The sequence below is a fragment of the Pelomonas lactea genome, from assembly GCF_043555885.1.
GTDB lineage: Bacteria > Pseudomonadota > Gammaproteobacteria > Burkholderiales > Burkholderiaceae_C > Pelomonas > Pelomonas lactea.
The window spans coordinates 82,205-100,712 of sequence record NZ_JBIGHX010000001.1 but is presented as its reverse complement, the minus strand read 5'-3'; the positions used below and the strand labels follow the sequence as shown (position 1 = coordinate 100,712).

The following is an 18,508-nucleotide window of genomic DNA, read 5'->3' as shown; positions in this document are numbered from 1 at the left end:
ACAATCTGCCGATCCCGCCGATACATCCCGGCGATGCAATGCCCGTCATCCGACACCTCGAAGGAGACGCCATGCACCACGATCGCAACGACCGCCATGACCACGACCAGGGCCTGGCCCACGACCTGAGCCGGCTGCACCAGCAGGCCTTTGAACGCCGCGCCGCCCTGCGCTGGCTGATGGGCGCGGGCGCCCTGTCGCTGGGCGGCGCCGGCGTGCTGACACTGGCCGGCTGCGGCGGTGGCGGAGGCGATGCCGGCACGACGACCTCGTCCTCGTCCGGCTCGTCCAGTTCTTCCTCCGGCAGCAGTTCCTCCGGCGGCACGACCACCACCACGAGCGGCTGCTCCGTCATCCCGTCCGAGACCGAGGGGCCCTACCCGGGCGACGGCTCCAACACCGCCAACGGCAGCGTCGCCAACGTGCTGGCGCTGTCGGGCGTCGTGCGCAGCGACATCCGCACCAGCATCGCCGGCGCCAGTGGCACCGCCGCGGGCGTGCCGCTTCAGGTCATCATTGAGCTCGTGAACACCAATGCGTCCTGCGCCGACCTGTCCGGCTATGCCATCTACCTGTGGCATTGCGACGCGCTGGGCCGCTACTCCATGTACTCCAGCGGCGTGACCGGCGAGAACTACCTGCGCGGCGTGCAGGCCACCGGCACGGACGGCACCGCGGTGTTCCAGACCATCTATCCCGGCTGCTATGCCGGCCGCGTGCCGCACATCCATTTCGAGGTCTACCGCAGCACGACGACGGCCACCAACTGGAACAACAAGCTGCGCACGTCGCAGCTGTGCTTCCCCTCGGACGCCAACACCGCCGTCTATGCCACCAGCGGCTATGGCAGCAGCGCCGCCAACAACAACGCCAGCTCGCTGAGCAGCGACGGCATCTTCAGCGACGGCTACTCGACGCAGCTGGCCACCGTCACCGGGTCGGTCAGCGCGGGCTACGTCGCCAGACTCAAGGTCGGTATCGCCGCATGAATGGACATTGCCTGGTCGTCGACGACGACGCCGAGATCCGCGCCAGCCTGACGACCTATCTCGAAGGGTTCGGCTGGCGGATCAGCGCGGCGGCCGACGGCCGGGCGATGCGCCAGCTGCTTGCGCAGGCGCGGCCCGACGTCATCGTGCTGGACCTGATGCTGCCCGGCGAGGATGGCCTGACGCTGCTGCGCTGGCTGGGCACGCAGCCCGACGCGCCGCCGGTGCTGATGCTGACGGCGCGCGGCGACACGATGAGCCGCGTCGTCGGCCTGGAGCTGGGCGCCGACGACTACCTCGCCAAGCCCTTCGAGCCGCGCGAGCTGGTGGCGCGGCTGCAGGCGCTGGTGCGCCGCGCCAGCAAGGGCCAGGCCACCGGCGTGGACGACGACACCCGGCTGCTGCGCTTCGGCCGCTGGCGCTTTGACCGCATGACGCGCCAGCTCGTCAACGCCGACGACGTGGGCATCGCGCTGTCCAGCGCCGAGTTCCGGCTGCTGGCCGCCTTCGTGCAGCGGCCGGGCCGCGTGCTCAGCCGCGACCAGCTCATCGAACTGACCCGGGCCCCCGGTGTGGAGGTCAACGACCGCAGCATCGACCTGGCGGTGTCGCGTCTGCGCGCCAAGCTGGGCGACACCGCGCGCGAGCCGGCGCTGATCCGCACCGTGCGCGGCGAGGGCTATCTGTTCGACGCCGAGGTGAGCCCGTGCTGAGCAAGCTGAAGTCCTGGGACAGCCTGGGACTGCGGCTGTTCCTGCTGATGTGGGCGGCGCTGGCGCTGAGCCATTTCGTGGCCTGGAGCGTGGTTTCGCAGGGCTGGCAGGGGCACGACGGCCGCCGGCCCGGCCCGCCGCAGCATGCCGAGCGCGGCTTCGGCCCCGGCGGGCCGCCCCCGCACGATGACTTCGACGCCGGGCCGCCGCCCATGCGGCGCCCGCCCGGCGACCCCGGCGCCGCCATGCCGTCCCATGTGCCGACGTTCCCGTCGCTGCCGCCGTCGCTGCCGTGGCACAGCCGGCTCATCGACTACGGCGTGCGGCTGCTGGTCATCGCGCTGGCGGCGTGGTGGGGGTCGCGCTGGCTGGCCGGGCCCGTGCGGCGGCTGGTCAGCGCCGCACAGCAGCTGACGCCGGCGCTGGCCCGCGGCCGGGCGGCGCCCGCGCTGGCCGAGGACGAGGGCACGCGCGAGGTGCGCGATGCCGCTGTCGTGTTCAACCGCATGGCCGCCGAGCTGAGCGGTCAGTTCGAGGAGCGCGGGCTGATGATCGCGGCCATCTCGCACGACCTGCGCACGCCGCTGACGCGCATGCGGCTGCGGCTCGAGACGGGCGACGTGGAGCCCAGAGTGCGTGAGCGCTGCATCGAGGACCTGCGCGAGATGAACCACCTCGTCGAGAGCGTCATCGAGGTGTTCCGCCCCGCCGAGGCGGCCCAGGCGCAGCGCGTGGACCTGTCGGCGCTGGCGCAGTCGGCGGTGGACGACCTGGCCGAGACCGGTGCCGCCGTCAGCTTCAGCGGCCCGGCGGCCGTCGTCACGGCCGACCCGATCGCCTTGCGCCGCGTCGTCGACAACCTCGTCGGCAATGCGCTGCGCTACGCCGGCAACGCGCGCGTCAGCGTGGAGCTGGGCGGCGGCGTGACGCGGCTGGTGGTGGAGGACGACGGCCCCGGCATCCCCGAGGCCGAGCTGGAGCGCGTGCGCCAGCCGTTCCGTCGCGTCGAAGGCTCGCGCAACCGCGAGACCGGCGGCACCGGGTTGGGGCTGTACATCGCCCAGCAACTGGTGCGGCGGCAGGGTGCGGCGCTGGTGCTCAGCAACCGGGCCCAGGGCGGGCTGCGGGCGGAAGTCGTTTTCTAGGCCGACCGCGCATACCGCGCCGGTGGCTGCCCCACGTAGCGCGTGAACGCCACGCTGAACGTGCTGGCCGAGCTGTAGCCCACCCGCTCGGCCACGCCGGCCACGCCCAGGCACTCGTCGCGCAGCAGGCGCCGCGCCAAGGCCATGCGCCAGGCCAGCAGATAGCTCATCGGCGCCATGCCGACGGCGCGGCTGAAGCGCTCGAAGAAGGCCGAGCGCGACAGCGCCGCTTCCCTGGCCAGTGACGCCACCGTCCACGCCCGCGCCGGCTGCTCGTGGACGCCGCGCAGCGCGGCGGCCAGGCGCGCGTCGGCCAGCCCGCGCACCAGGCCCGGCGACGCCGCGGTGCCGGGCGCCGAGCGCAGCGCCTCGATCAGCAGCACCTCCAGCAGCCGGGCCAGCACTTCCTCGCGCCCGGGGCGCTGCTGGCGGGTCTCGTCGATGAGCAGCTGCACCAGCGCCGTCAGCCGCGGTTCGCCGCGCACATGCACCAGCTGCGGCAGCAGCGACACCAGCAGCGCCGCATCCGGCGAGCCGAAGCTGCAGTGGCCCACCAGCAGCCGCACGTCGGGCGGCGCATCCGCATCGCCGACGCGGTAGGTGCCGTTGGGCAGCTGGACGGGCAGCGTGTCGGGCAGATCGGTCGCAGGCGCCACGGCGCTGCTGTTCGTGAACGGTCGGGCCGCCGGCACGAGCGCGAAGTCGCCCGCCTGCAGCGCCAGTGGTGCCTGCCCGTCGACGCTGAGCTGGCAGCCGCCCTCCAGCACGACGGCATAGAACGGCAGCCCGGCCTCGGCGCGGCGCACCCGCCACCGGCCCGCGCCAGCGACGACCTTGGAGAAGCGCGCGCCCGGCTGCAGCAGGCCGACGACCTCGGTCAGGGGATCGATCACGACAGGACGAATGCCAATGTTTATTGGACTTTGAATTGTAGTAAGTCCTGTCATGGACTCCTATCGTGAGGCCTTCCCATCCAACAGGAGTTCGCCATGAAAACCGTGCTGATCACCGGCTGCTCGTCCGGCTTCGGGCTCGAGACGGCCCGCCTCTTTCTCGACCGCGGCTGGCAGGTCGTCGCGACCATGCGCACGCCGCGCGACGACGCATTGCCGCGCAGCGAGCGGCTGCGCGTGCTGCCGCTGGACGTCACCGACGCCGCCAGCATCCGTAGCTGCCTCGCCGCGGCCGGCCCCGTCGATGCGCTGGTCAACAACGCCGGCATCGGCCTGCTGGGCGCGCTGGAGGGCATCCCGATGGCGCAGGTGCGCGAGCTCTTCGAGACCAACACCTTCGGCACGATGGCCGTGACGCAGGCCGTGCTGCCGCAGATGCGCGAGCGCCGCGCCGGCGTCGTCGTCAACGTGACGTCCAGCGTGACGCTGAAGTCGCTACCACTGCTGGCCGTCTACACGGCGAGCAAGGCGGCGGTGAACGCGTTCACCGAGTCGCTGGCGCTGGAGCTGGCGCCGTTCGGCGTGCGCGCGACGCTCGTGCTGCCGGGCCGCGCGCCAACGACGCGTTTCGGCGAAAACGCGCGCTCGCGCATGGCCGGCAGCATCCCGCCGGCCTATGCCGAGCTGGCCGGCGCCGTGTTCGCCGACTGGGCGCAGCAGCCGGCCGACGCCGTGACGCAAGCGCCGGACGTGGCCGAGGCGGTGTGGCGTGCCGTGACGGACCCGGCCTGCCCGAGGCGACTGGCCGCGGGCGTCGATGCGGTGGCGCTGATGCCGGCCTGAACGTTCACAGCGCGTCAGCCCAGCCGCGGCGACAGGCCGCGCGCGGCGCAGAACGCGCGGTAGTCGGCGAGACGGCCGGCTGTCGTGATGCGCTTTTGCACGTGGCCGTTGCGGTCGACGTAGTCCACATCGCCGCGCACGACGACGTGCAGCACCAGCACCTCGTCGCCCACGGCGGCCCAGCTGTCGACGTTGCCGTCCGGCTCGAAAACGTAGTCGCCCGGCCCGATGACCCGGCCGTCGTCGAGCCGGCGGCGGCCCTGCAGGTTCAGGCCATGCACTTCGCCGTGGTGGCGGTGCAGCGTCAGCGCCGTGCCGGGCACGAGGCGCATCAGCTCGACCCAGCCCCCGTCGGGCAGGAACTGCAGCGGCAGGGACCACTTGCCGTCGCCCTCGGGCATCCAGGTGTCCAGGCCGGCGCGCTGCAGCGCGGCCGTGACGTGGGGGTGGACGTGGGGCTGCAGCCCGTCCAGGGGCGTGATCAGGTTGGGCATGGCGGGGCGGTGTTCGTGAGCCCTGCAGCGTGCCCGCGCGCAGCGTGGGATCAAAGAGCCAAGCAGGCCGAAAGCCAGGGGGCCAAGCGCCGGCCGCGCGTCATGGGGCCGGCCGTCGGATACCCGTGCCAGCCCCGCTAGAGTGCCCGACCTGGGAGTCCGCCGACGCGTCACGTCGGCTGCAACGCATGGTTCCAAGCCTCGAACTCGATCTGCACATCGCCGCGCGCGGCTCGCGCCTGGCCAGCCTGCACACAGCGCTGCGCGAGGCCATCGCCAGCGGCCGCCTCGCGCCGGGGCTGCGGCTGCCGTCGTCGCGCGAGCTGGCGGCGCAGGTGGGCGTGTCGCGCAACACGGCGGTGGCGGCCTACGAGCTGCTGGCATCCGAAGGCTGGCTGGAGTCGCGCGGTGCGGGCGGCAGTTTCGTCGCGGAGCTGCCCCGTGCCGCGGTGGCCGTGTCGGACCGCGCCAGCGTCGCGCCGTGGGCCGACAGCCCCTGGCTGCGCGGCGAGATCGCGCCGCTGCCGTGGGCCATGCCCACCGGGCCGCGGCCGGCGTTGCGCTTCATGACCGGCACGCCGGACATCGCGAGCTTCCCGTTCGACGTGCTGCGCCGCCTGCAGACGCGTGCGCTGCAGGGGCTGGCGCGCCGGACGGCGAGCTACCCGCGCCCGCAAGGCCTGCTGGCGCTGCGCGAGGCGATTGCGAAGCACGTGTCGTCGTCGCGCGCCGTGGCCTGCACGGCGGAGGACATCGTCATCACGGCCGGCGCTCAGCAGGCCTTCGACCTGATCGCGCGCGTGCTCGTCACGCCGGTGCAGACGCTGGCCGCCGTGGAAGACCCCGGCTACCCGCCGCTGCGCGCCGCGCTGGCCGCCTCCGGCGCAAGGCTGGCACCGGTGCCGGTGGATCGCGACGGCCTGATCGTCGACGCGCTGCCGGCCGGCGCGCGCATCGTCTGCGTGACGCCGTCGCACCAGTTCCCGCTCGGCGTGGCGCTGTCGCTGGCGCGGCGGCGCGAACTGCTGAACTGGGCGGCGCGCGAGCAGGCCGTCATCGTCGAGGACGACTACGACGGTGAGTTCCGCTTCACGCCGCGGCCGCTGGACGCGCTGAAGACGCTGGACCGTGATGGCCGCGTGTTCTACGTCGGCACGCTGTCCAAGAGCATGCTGCCGGCGCTGCGCCTGGGGTTCATCGTCGCGCCGGCTTGGGCGCGCGAGGCGCTCATCACGGCCCGGCAGGCGCTGGACTTCAGCGCGCCGGCGCTGCAGCAGATGGCCGTGGCGGATTTCATCGCCGAAGGCCATCTGCTGCGCCACGTGCGGCGCATGCGCGGCGAGTACGCCGAGCGGCGGCGCGTGCTGGAGCACAGCCTGCGGCGCCACCTCGGCGCGCAGGCCGACGTGTACCCCGCCATCGCCGGCTTGCACCTGGCGGTCGCGCTGCCGGTGGACTGCAGCGAACTGGCGCGGCGCGCGTGGGACGCCGGCGTCGGCGTGGAGCCGCTGAGCCGCTACCGGCTGGCCGCCGGCGGCGCAGACGGCTTGGTGCTGGGCTACGGCGCCATCGACGCTGCGCGCATTCCGGAGGCGGTGCGACGCCTGGCCGATGTGCTTGGCACTCTCTGAATTGCCGGACTTGGCTCTGTGACGCAAGCGCCGGCCTGCCTACGCTGGCGGCCTCGAATCACGAAAGCGACCGATGCCCCACTTCATGTGCCGCACCTGCGGCAGTGAACACGAAGACAGCCCCCGTCCGCCGGCGCTGTGCGCCATCTGCACCGACGAACGCCAGTACGTGGGCTGGCAGGGCCAGGCCTGGACGACGCACGAGGAGCTGTCCACCACGCACCGCAACCGGCTGGAGATGGATCAGGGGCTGTTCGGCATCGGCATGTCGCCCACCTTCGCGATCCCGCAGCGCGCGCTGCACCTGCCCGAGGCCGGCGTGCTGTGGGAGAGCACGGCGCTCGTCACGCCAGAGGCGGTGGCGGCACTGAAGCAGCGCGGCGGTGTGGACCGCATCTGCATCTCGCACCCGCACTTCTACGCGGCCATGGTGCGCTGGAGCGACGCGCTGGGCGGCGTGCCCATCTATGTGCACGAGAACGACCGCGAGTGGGTCAGCCGTGGCTCGCGCTGGGTGGAGTTTTGGCGTGGCGACACGCTGGACCTCGGGCGCGGCGCCACGCTGCTGCGCTGCCCCGGCCACTTCCCCGGCAGCGCCGTGCTGCACTGGCAGGGCCCGCAGCGCGCGGTGCTGCTGGCGGGCGACTCGCTACACGTGACGCAGGACCGCCGCCACGTCAGCTTCATGTACAGCGTGCCCAACCACGTGCTGGCGCGGCCGGTGCTGGTGCGCGAGACGCAGGCGCGGCTGCGCGGCGTCCAGTTCGACGACGTCTACGGCTTCACCTGGGGCCTGAACATCATCGGCCGCGGCCGCGCCGCGGTCGACCAGTCGTTCAAGCGTTACTTCGGCATGATCGGTCAGGCCGCCTGCTCGACGTGAGCATGGCGCGTGTAGAGGAAGTCGATGACTTCCTTGCGCGCGGCCACGTAGCGCGGGTCCTCGGCCAGCTCGACGCGCACGCGCGGGCGGGGGATGCCGACGCTGAGGATCTCACCGATGGTCGCGGCCGGGCCGTTGGTCATCATGACGATGCGGTCGCTCAGCAGCACGGCTTCGTCGACATCGTGCGTGACCATGACGACGGTGCTCTGCGTGCGCGCGACGATCTTCAGCAGCTCGTCCTGCAGCTTGGCGCGGGTCAGCGCGTCCAGCGCGCCGAAGGGTTCGTCCATCAGCAGCACCTTGGGCTCCATGGCCAGCGCCCGGGCGATGCCCACGCGCTGCTTCATACCGCCGGAGATCTCGTGCGGCCGCTTGTGCAGCGCGTGGCTCATGCCCACCAGCTCCAGCGCGGCGCGCGCGCGCACCTTCAGCTGGGCCGCGCTTTCCTTGCCGCCAAAGACGGACTCGACGGCCAGCAGCACGTTGTCCAGGCAGGAGAGCCACGGCAGCAGCGAGTGGTTCTGGAACACGACGGCGCGCTCGGGGCCGGGCGCGGCGATCTCGCGGCCATCGCAGATCAGTGCGCCCTCGGTAGGCGTCAGCAGGCCGGCGATGAGGTTGAGCAGCGTGGACTTGCCGCAGCCCGAGTGGCCGATCAGCGTGATGAACTCGCCGCGCTGCACGTCGAGGTTGACGTTCTGCAGCGCATGGAATTTTCCCTTGCGGGTGCTGAAGACCATCTCGGCGTCTTGAACCTGAATGAACGGCTTGGTCATGGCGTCAGTCCTCGAAGGTGAAGTGCTTGGCGAGAGCCATCAGCATCCATTCGAGCAGCAGCCCGACGGTACCGATGACGACGATGGCGATGATGATGTGGGCGACGTTGAGGTTGTTCCACTCGTCCCAGACCCAGAAGCCGATGCCCACGCCGCCCGTCAGCATCTCGGCCGCGACGATGACCAGCCAGGCCGTGCCCACCGACAGGCGCACGCCGGTCAGCACATAAGGCAGCACCGAGGGCAGCAGGATGCGGGTGATGACCTTCCACTCGCTGAGCTTGAGTACGCGGGCGACGTTCAGGTAGTCGCTCGGCACGCGCTGGACACCGACGGCGGTGTTCACGACCATGGGCCAGATCGAGCAGATGAAGATAGTCCAGATCGCGGCCGGATTGGCGCTCTTGAAGGCCAGCAGCCCGATGGGCAGCCAGGCCAGCGGCGACACCGGCTTGAGCAGCGCGATCAGCGGCGACACCATGCGGTTGGCGAACTCGAAGCGGCCGATGATGAAGCCCAGCGGGATGCCCACCAGCGCGGCCAGGCCGAAGCCCATGCCCACGCGGCCCAGCGAGTTCAGGATGTTCCACCCTATGCCCTGGTCATTGGGGCCGTTGCGGTAGAACGGATCGGAGAACAGCTTGACGGCGGCGTCGAAGGTGGCGGCCGGCGTCGGGAAGCTGCCGCCGCCCTTCATCGTCGCCAGGCCCCACAGACCCACCAGCAGCGCGATGCTGATGACCGGCGGCAGTACCTTCAATGCCAGCCCGCGCCAGTCGTAGGGCGCGCGCTTGGGCTTGGCGGTTGCCGTCTCGGCCGGCATCGCGGCCTCGTTGGCGGCCGCCGGACGGCTGGCCGATGGTGTCGCGGAAGAAGCCGCATGGGCCTCACGCGGAGAGTGGAAGACTGCGGAAACCATGATCAGGCCTTTACCTTGAAGCTGTCGGCGTACTTGGCGGGGTCCTTGCCGTCCCAGACGACGCCGTCCAGCAGCTTGGAGCTGCGCATCGGGTCCTTGGGCACGCTGATCTTCAGCGCGCTGGCGGCCTGGCTGTAGAGCGCCGTCTGGTTGATGGCCTTGGCGGTGCCGAGGTAGTCGGGGTGGTCCTTCAGCAGGCCCCAGCGCTTGTGCTGGGTCAGGAACCACATGCCGTCGGAGAGGTACGGGAAGTTCACCGCACCGTCGTCGAAGAACTTCATGTGGCGCGGGTCGTCCCAGGTCTTGCCCAGGCCGTTCTGGTAGCGGCCCAGGATGCGCTGGTTGATGGCGTCCACGCCGGTGTTGACGTAGGCCTTGTCGGCGATCGTCTCGGCCATCTTGTTCTTGTTGGACAGCCCGGCGTCGATCCAGCGGCTGGCCTCCAGGATGGCCATGATCACGGCGCGGGCGGTGTTGGGGTACTTCTTGACGAAGTCACCGGTGGTGCCCAGCACCTTCTCGGGGTGGTCGGGCCAGATGTCCTGCGTGGTGGTGGCGGTGATGCCGATGCCGTCGATGATGGCGCGGTGGCCCCAGGGCTCGCCCACGCAGTAGCCGTCCATGTTGCCCACGCGCATGTTGGCCACCATCTGCGGCGGCGGCACGGTGATGACCTTGCTGTCCTTCTGCGGGTTGATGCCGTGCGCGGCCAACCAGTAGTTCAGCCACATGGCGTGCGTGCCGGTGGGGAAGGTCTGCGCGAAGGTGTAGTCGCGCTTGTCCTTGGCCATCACCTTGGCCAGCGACGCGCCGTCCACCGCGCCGGCGTCGGCCAGCTTCTTGGACAGCGTGATGGCCTGGCCGTTGCGGTTCAGCGTCATCAGCACGGCCATGTCCTTCTTGGGGCCGGCCACACCCAGGTGCACGCCGTAGATCAGGCCGTAGAGCACGTGGGCCATGTCCAGCTCGCCGTTGACGAGCTTGTCGCGCACGCCCGCCCAGGAGGCTTCCTTGGTGGGGATGATCTTGATGCCGTACTTCTTGTCGAAGCCCAGCACCGAGGCCATGACGACGCTGGCGCAGTCGGTCAGCGGGATGAAGCCGATGCGCACCTCTTCCTTCTCCGGCTTGTCCGAGCCTTGGGCCCAGGCGCCGCCGGCAAGGCCTGCGAAGGGCAGGGCGGCGGCCGCGGCGAGCAGGTGGCGGCGCTGCGGGTTGGGCGTGGTCGTCGAGTTATCGAAGGCGGTCATCACGGGCTCCTGAGTCATGCTGGGCTCAACGCCGTCGCGGCCACGCTCCGCCCGCGCTGCCGTGCAGCGAAGACGCAATGGGGGAGGTCGGACGCCGTTGTCCCGAAGTGCCGGCCGATTCACAGCCGGCCGGCCCGAGAGGTCTGCGCCATTGCAGGCCTCACACCGCTTACAGCAGATTGCGTGCCAGCTCCGGCAGGCGGATTCCGGCACGCTGCTGCACGGGCTTGGCGCAATGCAGCGGCGCCGGCGTGCGGTTTGCGCGGCGCCGGTGCATGCGGTTCGAGTGCTTGTTGGTGCGCGGCGCCCCAAGGCGGAGACGGGGCGCAATCGCGGTGCGCGGCAACGGGTGGGCTACTGGCGCGGGCGCAGCAGCTGGTCGGCGTCGATGAGGCGGGAGGCGACGCTGGCCATCGTCTGCCCGCCCGTCATGGCGAGCTGGCGCAGGCGCTGGAAGGCGGCCTCTTCGTCTAGCCCCTGCTCGCGCATCAGGATGCCGCGGGCGCGCTCGACGAGCTTGCGCTCGGCCAGCTGGGTCTGCGTCTGGCGCAGCTCGGTGCGCAGCGCCTGGTCGTGCTCGAAGCGCGCCACCGCCAGCTGCAGCAGCGCACCCAGCCGCTGCGGCGGCAGGCCGGCCGGCTGCAGGGCGCTGGCGCCCGCGTGCAGCGCGGCACGCATCTGCTCGGGCGTCATCTGCTCGGCCACCAGCAGCACGGGCCGGGGGCGCTGCGTGTTCAGCTGCGCCAGCTGGGCCAGCAGGCCCGCTGTGGGCTGCTCGCAGTCGATCAGCAGCAGCTCCGGCGCGGGCCGCTGCAGCGAGCGCGCCAGCGCCTCGGGTTCGGCCACGAGGTCCAGCACGTCGACGAGCTGGCAGCGCAGCCGGATCAGTTCAAAACGCAGCACCGGGCTGCGGCGCTGGCCGGCGTCGGCCAGCAGCACGCGCAGGCCCGGCAGGGGGAAGGGGGGCGTGTCCATGCCCCGGGGCAGTGCAAGTTGCGTGCCGTGGCGCGCGCAGGCCCTAGTCAGGTGCGACGAAGCCCGCCGCCCGGTAGGCCGCGGCGATGGTGGCCTTGCCCACGCGCTGCTCCATCGCCTGGTGCACGGGCATCAGCGCCTTCTTCCACGTGTTGGCCTCGGCCGGCGTGGGCGTGTGGAGCTGCGTGCGGCCGCTGGCCTGGATGGCCTGCAGCGCGGCGGCGTTCTCCTTGCTCGCGATCGCGTTCGCGTAGACCGCCGTCTCGCGCACGGCCGCCTCCAGCGGCGCGCGAACGTCCGCGGGCAGGCCGTCCCAGAACTTCTTGTTGACGATGACCGCGTAGGCCAGGTGGCCGTGGTTGGACAGCGTCATGTGTTTCTGCACCTCGAAGATCTTCTGCGTGTAGTAGTTGCTCGGCACGCCCTCGGTGCCGTCGACGAGGCCGGTCTGCAACGCCTGGTACAGCTCGCTGAAGGCCATCACCTGCGGCACGGCGCCCAAAGCGCGCATCTGCGCGTCCAGCACCTTGCTGGCCTGGATGCGCATCTTCAGCCCCCTGAAGTCGCCCACCTGGCGCAGCGGCCGGTTGGCGCTCATGATCTGGAACCCGTTGTCCCAGTAGGCCAGCCCGCGTATGCCCTTGGGCTCCAGCTTGCGGAGCAGCTCGGTGCCCAGCGGCCCCTCGGTGACGGCGTGGAAGGCGGCCGTGTCCTTGAACAGGTAGGGCAGGTCGAAGACCTCGAACTCCTTCACGCCCAGCGGCCCGAACTTGGCCAGCGACGGCGCCAGCATCTGCACGCTGCCCAGCTGCAGCGCCTCCATCTCTTCCTTGTCCTTGTAGAGCTGGCTGTTCGGGTAGACCTCCACGCGCACGCGCCCGCCGGTGCGCGCCTCGGCCAGCTCCTTGAACCGCTGCGCCGCCTTGCCCTTGGGCGTCTCCGGCGCGACGACATGGCTGAACTTGATGACGATGGGGCCCTGGGCCTGGCCGGCCACGGGCAGGACCAGCGCGGCGGCAAGCACGAGGCGGCGCAGGGGCATGGCGGTCTCCTGATTCTTGTGGGCGCGATTCTGCGGGGCGGTGGGCGGGGCCGGGCTGTGGAGTTCCACATGCCCGGCGGGCCCGGGGGTTCTTAGACTGCGCGTCATGACGGTGCGAAGGTTCCTGATCCGCGGCCTGTGGCTGGCGCCGCTGCTGCTGTCGCTCATTTTCGTGGGCGGCGTGCTGGCGTGGGTGCGCGCCAACGGCGTCGAGGAGCAGGAGGTGCAGCGCCAGACGCTGATTTCCGACGCGCTCAGCACCGAGGTCCAGCTGCGCGCCCGCATCGACGAGGAGCAGGCCCACCTGCGCCACCTCGCCGACGCGCTGGCCGGCGTGGCGCCCAGCGAGGCGGCGCTGGCGGCGCACCCGGAGGTCAACGCCGGGCTGCGGCGGCTGTGGCTGTCCGTCACGTGGCTGGACGGCCGCAACCGCGTGCTGGCCGAGGTGCCGGCCGAACCCGGCGCCAACCGCTACGAGGATGGCCTGTCGCTGCACATGACCGCGCCGGTGGCGCCGGACGGCGTGCTGGTGGTGCGCTACGCGCCGGCGCTGCTGCTCAAGCGCGGCGTGCCGTGGTGGCTGGCGCGCAAGTACGACCTGCAGCTGGTGGACAGCGCCGACCAGGTGATTGCCTCCAGCACCGAGTCGCCGCTGCGCGCCGCCCAGGGGCCGCGGCCCAGCTACCGCGTCGCGCTGACCGGCCCGCTGCGCGCCAGCCCGCTGACCGACGCCACGCTGACCGACGCCGCGCTGGAGCTGACGCTGCGCGAGCCCGTGCCCGACGGCATGCGGCCGCTGGCCTGGGTGCTGGTGGCCGGCTTCCTGCCGGCCATTGCCGTGGCCAGCTGGCTGCTGCGCCGCCAGATGCGCCACGTGCAGCGCGCCGAGGGCGCCTGGCGCACCGAGGCCGCGTGGCGCCGCGCGATGGAGGACTCGGCGCTGGTCGCGCTGCGCGCGCGCGACTTCGACGGCCGGCTGCTGTACGTGAACCGCACCTTCTGCGAGATGGTGGGCGTGCCGGCCGAGCAGATGCTGGGCCAGCTGCCGCCCATGCCCTACTGGCCGCCCGATTCGCTGGACGAGCTGACCGAGCGCAACCGCCGCAACCTCGCCGGCGGCGCGCCGCGCGAGGGCTTCGAGGCGCGCTGGCAGCACAGCTCGGGCCGCATGGTGGACGTGATGGTGTTCGAGTCGCCGCTGGTGGATGCCAGCGGCCGGCAGATCGGCTGGATGGGGTCCATCCTGGACATCACCGAGCGCAAACGGCTGGAGGAGCGCGAGCGCCGCGAGGTCGAGACGCTGGCGCACAACGCGCGGCTGACGATGCTGGGCGAGGTGGCCTCCACGCTGGCCCACGAGCTGAACCAGCCGCTGACGGCCATCGCCAGCTACAACGCCGGCATCGCCAACTCGCTGGCCAAGCTGGGCGTGAGCGACGAGCTGGTGCTGGGCGCGCTGCAGCGCCTGGGCCAACAGGCGGAGCACGCCGGCCGCATCGTCGCGCGCATCCGCGAGTTCCTGACGCGGCGCGAGCCGCGCCACGAGCCCTGCGACGTCAACGACGTCATCAGCGCCGCGCTGGAGCTGCTGCGGCGCGACCTGCAGCGCCGCGGCGTCGCGCTGGAGCAGCACCTTGCCGCCAGCGTGCCGGCGGTGCTGGCCGATGCGGTGCTCATCGAGCAGGTCGTCATCAACCTGGTGCGCAACGCGGCGGACGCGCTGCAGGCGCGCCCGCCCGAAGCCGGCGGCCGCCGCATCGCCGTCAGCAGCCATGTGGCCGGCGAGTTCGTGCGCGTCGACGTGCGCGACAACGGCCCCGGTCTGGCCGGCCGGCGCATCGAGCAGCTGTGCGCGCCGTTCTATTCCACCAAGGCCGACGGCATGGGCATGGGCCTGGCCATCTGCCGCTCCATCGTCGAGGCCCATCAGGGCGTGCTCGATGCCGAGGAAGCTGTGGGCGGTGGCGCGCTGTTCTCATTCAGTCTTCCCCTCAGCCAGGAGGTCGCCAATGCCTGAGCCACGGATGGGCACCATCCACCTCGTCGACGACGACCCGGGCGTGCGCGACGCGCTCGCCTTCCTGATGCGCTCGCGCGGGCTGGACGTGCGCACCTTCGCCAGCGGCCCCGCGCTGCTGGACGCGCTGGACGTGGAGCGCACGCCGCCGCGCGGCATCTTCCTGCTGGACGTGCGCATGGAGCCCATGTCCGGCCCCCGGCTGCACGACGAGCTGCTGGCGCGCCGGCTGAAGAACCCGGTGCTGTTCCTGACCGGGCATGGCGACATCCCGATGGTGGTGGAGGCGCTGAAGAAGGGCGCGTTCGACTTCCTGGAGAAGCCCTACAGCGACAACGCGCTGGCCGACCGCATCGAGCAGGCGCTGGCGGTGGACGCCGCGATGCAGGCCGAGGGCGCGCAGGCCGCCGAGCGGTCCGCGCGGCTGGCCAGCCTGACCGAGCGCGAACGCGAGGTCATGACCCGCGTGGCCGCCGGCAAGCTCAACAAGATCATTGCCGACGAGCTGCACGTGTCCATCCGCACCGTGGAAGTGCACCGCGCCCGCGTGTTCGCCAAGCTGGGCGTGCGCTCGGCCGCCGAGGTGGCGACGCTGATCGCCGGGCTGTAGCGGGAGCGCCGACCCCCCAAGAATCGCAGCCCCGCGAACGCGGGGTGCCGTCATCTTGCCGCTCGATGGTGCTGGCAGCATGGGCGGGCCTTCCAGAACAAGACCGCCGGAGACATTCCATGCGCATCCTCGCCTCGCTGCTGCTGGCCGCGGCCCTCGGCCCGGCATCGGCGGCCGTCGTCACTTTCGACAGCTACGCGCCGCGCTACGCCTACTCCGGCAGCATCGAGACCGACGGCTTGCGCTTCTCGGCGCCCTGCGCGGACTGTGTCGGCGTTGAAGACCGGCCGCCGACGGACCTGGACGGGCTGCCGCTGCCCGGCGCCTTCAACGGCACGCCCACGCTGCTGTACGGCAGCGACCCGTTGTCCATCGCCGCCACCGACGGCAGCGCGTTCTACCTGGACCGGCTGGACCTGGGCCTGTCCTGGTACGTGCCCGACATCGACGTGGGCAGCACCATCACCGTCACCTACCAACTGGTGGGCGGCGGCACCGGCAGCGTCAGCGCCGTGCTGGACCGCAGCTACAGCACGCTGGTCATCGGCCAGGACGTGCTGGGCGCCAGTATCAGCGGTGGCCGCGGCTTCGGCTACATCTCGCTGGACAACGTCGTCGTCAACACCGTGCCCGAGCCCGAATCGACCGGGCTGGCCGTCGTCGCGCTGCTGGGCGCCGGGGTCGCCTGGTGGCGCCGCCGGGCGCCATCGCGAGGCGCCAGGCCCTGAGACGGCGCGGCCCGGCCCGAAGCTGGGGCACAAATTGAGGATAGGGGCGGGTTGGGGCCTGCCAACACGACGGCAACGCGACCCGTTGCCGTCGTGTTGGCAGGCCCCGCGGGTTTTAAAGCTGGCACGGGCTTTGCACTAGGGTTTGTGCCGAGGCGACTGGCCTCGGGAAACCCAAGGAGTACCCCACCATGAAGACCTGGAACCTGCGCCCGCTCACGCTGTCGGCCGCCCTGCTCGCCACCCTCTCGCTGACCGCGCCCGCGAGCGCCCAGGAACCCACCGTCCCGGCGGAAGCCGCCCGCTCCATGCTGCGCCTAGCCCAGGGCGAGTACCTGCTGGACGACGGCCGCACGCTCAGGGTCCACGTCGGCGCGCGCCGCGTGGGTGTCGGCCTCGACGAGAGCCCGCTCGAAGCCTGGACCGCCCAGAGCAACGAACTGCTCGTCAGCCCCGACGGCATGCGCCGCGTGCGCATGTTCCGCAACGGCGACGGCAGCGTCGACCGCGTCGCGCTGGAAACCGACCGCGTCGTTCGCTGAGGCTTTGCCGGTTGGGAACGGCGTTTGAAGGCGCGATGACGCCGGGGGCGCGCTGGGTCGAGTCAGTGCGCCGCCACAAACGCCATGACGGCGTCCATCACATCGGTGGTGGACGTCGTCCCCATCCGCGCATCCAGCGAGGCCACGCCGTGGTCGGCGCCGCGCACCCGCTGCAGCAACAGCCTGCCGCCGCAGCTCTGCCAGGTGTCCACGTTGCCGGCGCTGGTGAAGGCGGCGGCGTCCAGCGTGCCGCCGCAGGCCAGCGCCGTGCGCACCTGCTGCTGGCGGAATTCGCCGAGCACGACCGCATTCACCCAGGCTTCGCGCGATGACGCCACCACGGCCGGGTTCACCGTCCACGTGGCGGCGTCCCAGGCGCCGGCGGTCTGCATGACGCTGTCGCCGTCGCCGATGATGCCCAGGTAGGGCGGCGCGGCGCTGCCCGGCGCGCACGGCGTGGCGGGCTGGCCGAACGCGGACGACGCCGGCCCGGCCAGCGACACATAACGGTTGAACGTGGCGGCGGATTCGCACCACATGCGGTTGGTCATCACGCCGCCCATCGAGTGCCCCATCAGCGTGATGTCGGCGAGGCCGTACTCGCTGCGCACCTGGGCCGCCAGCGCCTGCAGGAAGGCCTTGTCGTCCTGCCCCGACGTCATCGCGTGGTTGCTCCACGTTGTCGCACCCGGGTTGCTGGCGATGTGCTGGCCCTGCGGGACGACCAGCGTCACCTGGTGGGCGTGCAGCCAGGCCCAGTTGATGGACGCCGCGCTCGTCGTGGTGGCGCTGCCGTTCAGCCCCACCTGGTAGGCCACCGCGTTCAGGTCACCGGCGCCGCCGTGCAGCAGCACGATGGCGCGCGTGGCGCCGGCCGTGCGGTAGACGTTGACCGCATGCGGGAAGCCCGCCACGGTGGTGGCCACGAGCTGGTCGGTCGCCGTGGGCGGCGGCGTGGGGGCGGGGTTGTCGCCGCCGCCACCGCAGGCGGCCAGCGTGGCGGCCAGCGCCAGTGCGGACAGGGATCGGAGGTGCATAGCGCGTCCTTGTGGATGAAGGTTCAGCGGCGCGGCTGGCCATCCAGCCACGCCGCGCGGATCTGCCGGCCGCAGCCCACCGACGCCACCGCGGGCTTTTCGCCGGCGTCCATGCTCAGCACGCCGTGGCGCTGCTCGCGGGCCACCAGGCCGTAGAAGCGCCTGTCCGCGCTGATCCACGGGTAAAAGCCGAACGCGCCGGGGCTGCTGAACGCGCCGTCGCCCATCTGCGGGTCGTCCTCCACCCAGTGGGCCAGGCTGTAGTGCCAGCGCTCGGCGCTCGGAATGGGCGTCTTCACCGCGTCGCGCGGACAGGCCTGCGGACTCGTACAGACGGCCTGCGTGCCCAGCAGCGCGCCCAGCTGCAGCCGCCCGTCCAGCAGCGCGCGCAGGAAGCGGGCGTAGTCGCCCGCGCTCGTCACGCCGCCGCCGGCCGGCATGGCCTGGCTGTAGCTCAGCTGCCAGTCGGCCCCCAGCGCGGGTGCGAGCGCCTGCTGCACCGCCTGGGCCAGGCCGGCGGGGCCCAGTGAACCCAGCCCCATCAGCACAGCGTGCTTCTGCAGGTGGCCGCCGTTGTAGGCGAAACGGTTCTCTGTGGCCGGGTCCGGGCGGCCGCGGCCGTTGAGCGGGTTCTCCAGGCAGGCGGCGATGGTCTGGTCGCGCCGGCACACGCGGTAGTTCGTGTAGCCGGACTGGAAGTGCAGGAACTTCACGTCCTCGGCCGTCAGCTGCCCCTGGCGGCGCTCGGCGACGAAGGCGCCGTACAGCCACTTCGACGCCGACGCGATGGCCATCCGCGTGTCGCGCTCCGGCGCACCGTCGCCGGCCCGGCCGCTGGCCAGCGGCTTTGTCGCGTCGCCCAGCTCCCAGTAGAAGGGCTGGGCGGCCACGCAGGCGGCGGACGCCTCGGCCGTCAGCCGCGCCGCGTCGGCCCGCTGCGCCGGCGTGGGGGCGGCCTGCGTCCACAGCGGCGTGCCGGCGAGCAGGAGGAGGAGGGTGTGTGCGGTGGAGGGCATGC

The 18,508-nt window shown here is 71.8% G+C and carries 19 protein-coding genes; 10 read left to right on the top strand and 9 right to left on the bottom strand.

Annotated elements, in window-relative coordinates; genetic code table 11:
- Positions 1–71 precede the first annotated feature (71 nt).
- From ACG04Q_RS00430 to ACG04Q_RS00420, 3 genes are read left to right on the top strand one after another with little or no spacing between them, the layout of a single operon-like run.
- Positions 72–989, top strand: coding sequence for a dioxygenase family protein (locus tag ACG04Q_RS00430; protein ID WP_394508812.1), 918 nt, complete (start codon positions 72–74; stop codon positions 987–989).
- Positions 986–1,702 carry a response regulator gene (locus ACG04Q_RS00425; RefSeq protein WP_394508811.1) on the top strand — a complete coding sequence of 239 codons (717 nt, stop codon included), beginning with the start codon at positions 986–988 and terminating at the stop codon, positions 1,700–1,702. The genes ACG04Q_RS00430 and ACG04Q_RS00425 overlap by 4 nt, the downstream gene beginning before the upstream one ends.
- Positions 1,696–2,847, top strand: a complete 1,152-nt coding sequence (locus ACG04Q_RS00420; RefSeq protein ID WP_394508810.1) for an ATP-binding protein — start codon at positions 1,696–1,698, stop codon at positions 2,845–2,847. Before ACG04Q_RS00425 ends, ACG04Q_RS00420 begins: the two co-directional genes overlap by 7 nt.
- Here the strand turns inward: ACG04Q_RS00420 and ACG04Q_RS00415 are convergent.
- Complete coding sequence (locus ACG04Q_RS00415) at positions 2,844–3,740, bottom strand: AraC family transcriptional regulator (RefSeq protein WP_394508809.1); 897 nt, start codon at positions 3,738–3,740, stop codon at positions 2,844–2,846. The genes ACG04Q_RS00420 and ACG04Q_RS00415 overlap by 4 nt on opposite strands.
- Before the next feature lie 96 nt (positions 3,741–3,836).
- Between ACG04Q_RS00415 and ACG04Q_RS00410 the strand changes: the two genes are divergently transcribed.
- Positions 3,837–4,583, top strand: coding sequence for an SDR family oxidoreductase (locus tag ACG04Q_RS00410; protein WP_394508808.1), 747 nt, complete (start codon positions 3,837–3,839; stop codon positions 4,581–4,583).
- 14 nt (positions 4,584–4,597) lie between these two features.
- Here the strand turns inward: ACG04Q_RS00410 and ACG04Q_RS00405 are convergent, their stop codons facing one another.
- Entirely contained in the window at positions 4,598–5,077 is a 480-nt protein-coding gene (locus ACG04Q_RS00405; protein WP_394508807.1) for a cupin domain-containing protein, read from the bottom strand.
- 188 nt (positions 5,078–5,265) lie between these two features.
- Here ACG04Q_RS00405 and pdxR point away from each other — a divergent pair, with 188 nt between their 5' ends.
- The gene (pdxR, locus tag ACG04Q_RS00400; RefSeq protein WP_394508806.1) at positions 5,266–6,708 is read left to right on the top strand and encodes a MocR-like pyridoxine biosynthesis transcription factor PdxR; all 1,443 of its coding nucleotides are present in this window, start codon (positions 5,266–5,268) and stop codon (positions 6,706–6,708) included.
- Between the two features lie 73 nt (positions 6,709–6,781).
- On the top strand, positions 6,782–7,591 hold the full coding sequence (locus ACG04Q_RS00395; RefSeq protein ID WP_394508805.1) for an MBL fold metallo-hydrolase: 810 nt from the start codon (positions 6,782–6,784) through the stop codon (positions 7,589–7,591).
- On the opposite strand, the gene ACG04Q_RS00390 is transcribed toward ACG04Q_RS00395, so the two are convergent.
- The 5 genes from ACG04Q_RS00390 to ACG04Q_RS00370 form a co-directional block, all read right to left on the bottom strand.
- Positions 7,570–8,370 carry an ABC transporter ATP-binding protein gene (locus ACG04Q_RS00390; RefSeq protein ID WP_394508804.1) on the bottom strand — a complete coding sequence of 267 codons (801 nt, stop codon included), beginning with the start codon at positions 8,368–8,370 and terminating at the stop codon, positions 7,570–7,572. The genes ACG04Q_RS00395 and ACG04Q_RS00390 overlap by 22 nt on opposite strands.
- Before the next feature lie 4 nt (positions 8,371–8,374).
- Positions 8,375–9,289, bottom strand: coding sequence for a nitrate ABC transporter permease (ntrB, locus tag ACG04Q_RS00385; RefSeq protein ID WP_394508803.1), 915 nt, complete (start codon positions 9,287–9,289; stop codon positions 8,375–8,377).
- Positions 9,290–9,291: 2 nt separating this feature from the next.
- On the bottom strand, positions 9,292–10,539 hold the full coding sequence (locus tag ACG04Q_RS00380; RefSeq protein ID WP_394508802.1) for a CmpA/NrtA family ABC transporter substrate-binding protein: 1,248 nt from the start codon (positions 10,537–10,539) through the stop codon (positions 9,292–9,294).
- A gap of 354 nt (positions 10,540–10,893) precedes the next feature.
- Positions 10,894–11,514, bottom strand: a complete 621-nt coding sequence (locus ACG04Q_RS00375) for an ANTAR domain-containing response regulator (RefSeq protein ID WP_394508801.1) — start codon at positions 11,512–11,514, stop codon at positions 10,894–10,896.
- A 43-nt stretch (positions 11,515–11,557) separates the two neighbouring features.
- Entirely contained in the window at positions 11,558–12,556 is a 999-nt protein-coding gene (locus ACG04Q_RS00370; RefSeq protein ID WP_394508800.1) for a TRAP transporter substrate-binding protein, read from the bottom strand.
- A gap of 106 nt (positions 12,557–12,662) precedes the next feature.
- Between ACG04Q_RS00370 and ACG04Q_RS00365 the strand changes: the two genes are divergently transcribed.
- The 4 genes from ACG04Q_RS00365 (at position 12,663) to ACG04Q_RS00350 (ending at position 16,453) form a co-directional block, all read left to right on the top strand.
- The gene (locus ACG04Q_RS00365) at positions 12,663–14,573 is read left to right on the top strand and encodes a sensor histidine kinase (protein ID WP_394508799.1); all 1,911 of its coding nucleotides are present in this window, start codon (positions 12,663–12,665) and stop codon (positions 14,571–14,573) included.
- The gene (locus ACG04Q_RS00360; protein WP_394508798.1) at positions 14,566–15,183 is read left to right on the top strand and encodes a response regulator transcription factor; all 618 of its coding nucleotides are present in this window, start codon (positions 14,566–14,568) and stop codon (positions 15,181–15,183) included. The genes ACG04Q_RS00365 and ACG04Q_RS00360 overlap by 8 nt, the downstream gene beginning before the upstream one ends.
- A gap of 119 nt (positions 15,184–15,302) precedes the next feature.
- Positions 15,303–15,911 carry a hypothetical protein gene (locus ACG04Q_RS00355; protein WP_394508797.1) on the top strand — a complete coding sequence of 203 codons (609 nt, stop codon included), beginning with the start codon at positions 15,303–15,305 and terminating at the stop codon, positions 15,909–15,911.
- Between the two features lie 191 nt (positions 15,912–16,102).
- A complete protein-coding gene (locus tag ACG04Q_RS00350; RefSeq protein ID WP_394508796.1) occupies positions 16,103–16,453 on the top strand; it encodes a hypothetical protein in 351 nt (116 codons plus the stop codon).
- 62 nt (positions 16,454–16,515) lie between these two features.
- On the opposite strand, the gene ACG04Q_RS00345 is transcribed toward ACG04Q_RS00350, so the two are convergent.
- Both ACG04Q_RS00345 and ACG04Q_RS00340 read right to left on the bottom strand, forming a co-directional pair.
- A complete protein-coding gene (locus ACG04Q_RS00345) occupies positions 16,516–17,490 on the bottom strand; it encodes an alpha/beta hydrolase family protein (RefSeq protein ID WP_394508795.1) in 975 nt (324 codons plus the stop codon).
- Between the two features lie 23 nt (positions 17,491–17,513).
- A complete protein-coding gene (locus ACG04Q_RS00340) occupies positions 17,514–18,506 on the bottom strand; it encodes a serine hydrolase domain-containing protein (protein ID WP_394508794.1) in 993 nt (330 codons plus the stop codon).
- Positions 18,507–18,508 lie beyond the last annotated feature (2 nt).

Coding starts and splice junctions, on each gene's coding strand:
- ACG04Q_RS00350 (WP_394508796.1), top strand. CDS start 16,103: ATGAAGACCTGGAACCTGCGCCCGCTCACGCTGTCGGCCGCCCTGCTC.
- ntrB (WP_394508803.1), bottom strand. CDS start 9,289: ATGGTTTCCGCAGTCTTCCACTCTCCGCGTGAGGCCCATGCGGCTTCT.
- ACG04Q_RS00410 (WP_394508808.1), top strand. CDS start 3,837: ATGAAAACCGTGCTGATCACCGGCTGCTCGTCCGGCTTCGGGCTCGAG.
- ACG04Q_RS00365 (WP_394508799.1), top strand. CDS start 12,663: ATGACGGTGCGAAGGTTCCTGATCCGCGGCCTGTGGCTGGCGCCGCTG.
- ACG04Q_RS00355 (WP_394508797.1), top strand. CDS start 15,303: ATGCGCATCCTCGCCTCGCTGCTGCTGGCCGCGGCCCTCGGCCCGGCA.
- ACG04Q_RS00395 (WP_394508805.1), top strand. CDS start 6,782: ATGCCCCACTTCATGTGCCGCACCTGCGGCAGTGAACACGAAGACAGC.
- ACG04Q_RS00370 (WP_394508800.1), bottom strand. CDS start 12,556: ATGCCCCTGCGCCGCCTCGTGCTTGCCGCCGCGCTGGTCCTGCCCGTG.
- ACG04Q_RS00425 (WP_394508811.1), top strand. CDS start 986: ATGAATGGACATTGCCTGGTCGTCGACGACGACGCCGAGATCCGCGCC.
- ACG04Q_RS00360 (WP_394508798.1), top strand. CDS start 14,566: ATGCCTGAGCCACGGATGGGCACCATCCACCTCGTCGACGACGACCCG.
- ACG04Q_RS00430 (WP_394508812.1), top strand. CDS start 72: ATGCACCACGATCGCAACGACCGCCATGACCACGACCAGGGCCTGGCC.
- ACG04Q_RS00380 (WP_394508802.1), bottom strand. CDS start 10,539: ATGACCGCCTTCGATAACTCGACGACCACGCCCAACCCGCAGCGCCGC.
- ACG04Q_RS00345 (WP_394508795.1), bottom strand. CDS start 17,490: ATGCACCTCCGATCCCTGTCCGCACTGGCGCTGGCCGCCACGCTGGCC.
- ACG04Q_RS00340 (WP_394508794.1), bottom strand. CDS start 18,506: ATGCCCTCCACCGCACACACCCTCCTCCTCCTGCTCGCCGGCACGCCG.
- ACG04Q_RS00390 (WP_394508804.1), bottom strand. CDS start 8,370: ATGACCAAGCCGTTCATTCAGGTTCAAGACGCCGAGATGGTCTTCAGC.
- ACG04Q_RS00375 (WP_394508801.1), bottom strand. CDS start 11,514: ATGGACACGCCCCCCTTCCCCCTGCCGGGCCTGCGCGTGCTGCTGGCC.
- ACG04Q_RS00405 (WP_394508807.1), bottom strand. CDS start 5,077: ATGCCCAACCTGATCACGCCCCTGGACGGGCTGCAGCCCCACGTCCAC.
- pdxR (WP_394508806.1), top strand. CDS start 5,266: ATGGTTCCAAGCCTCGAACTCGATCTGCACATCGCCGCGCGCGGCTCG.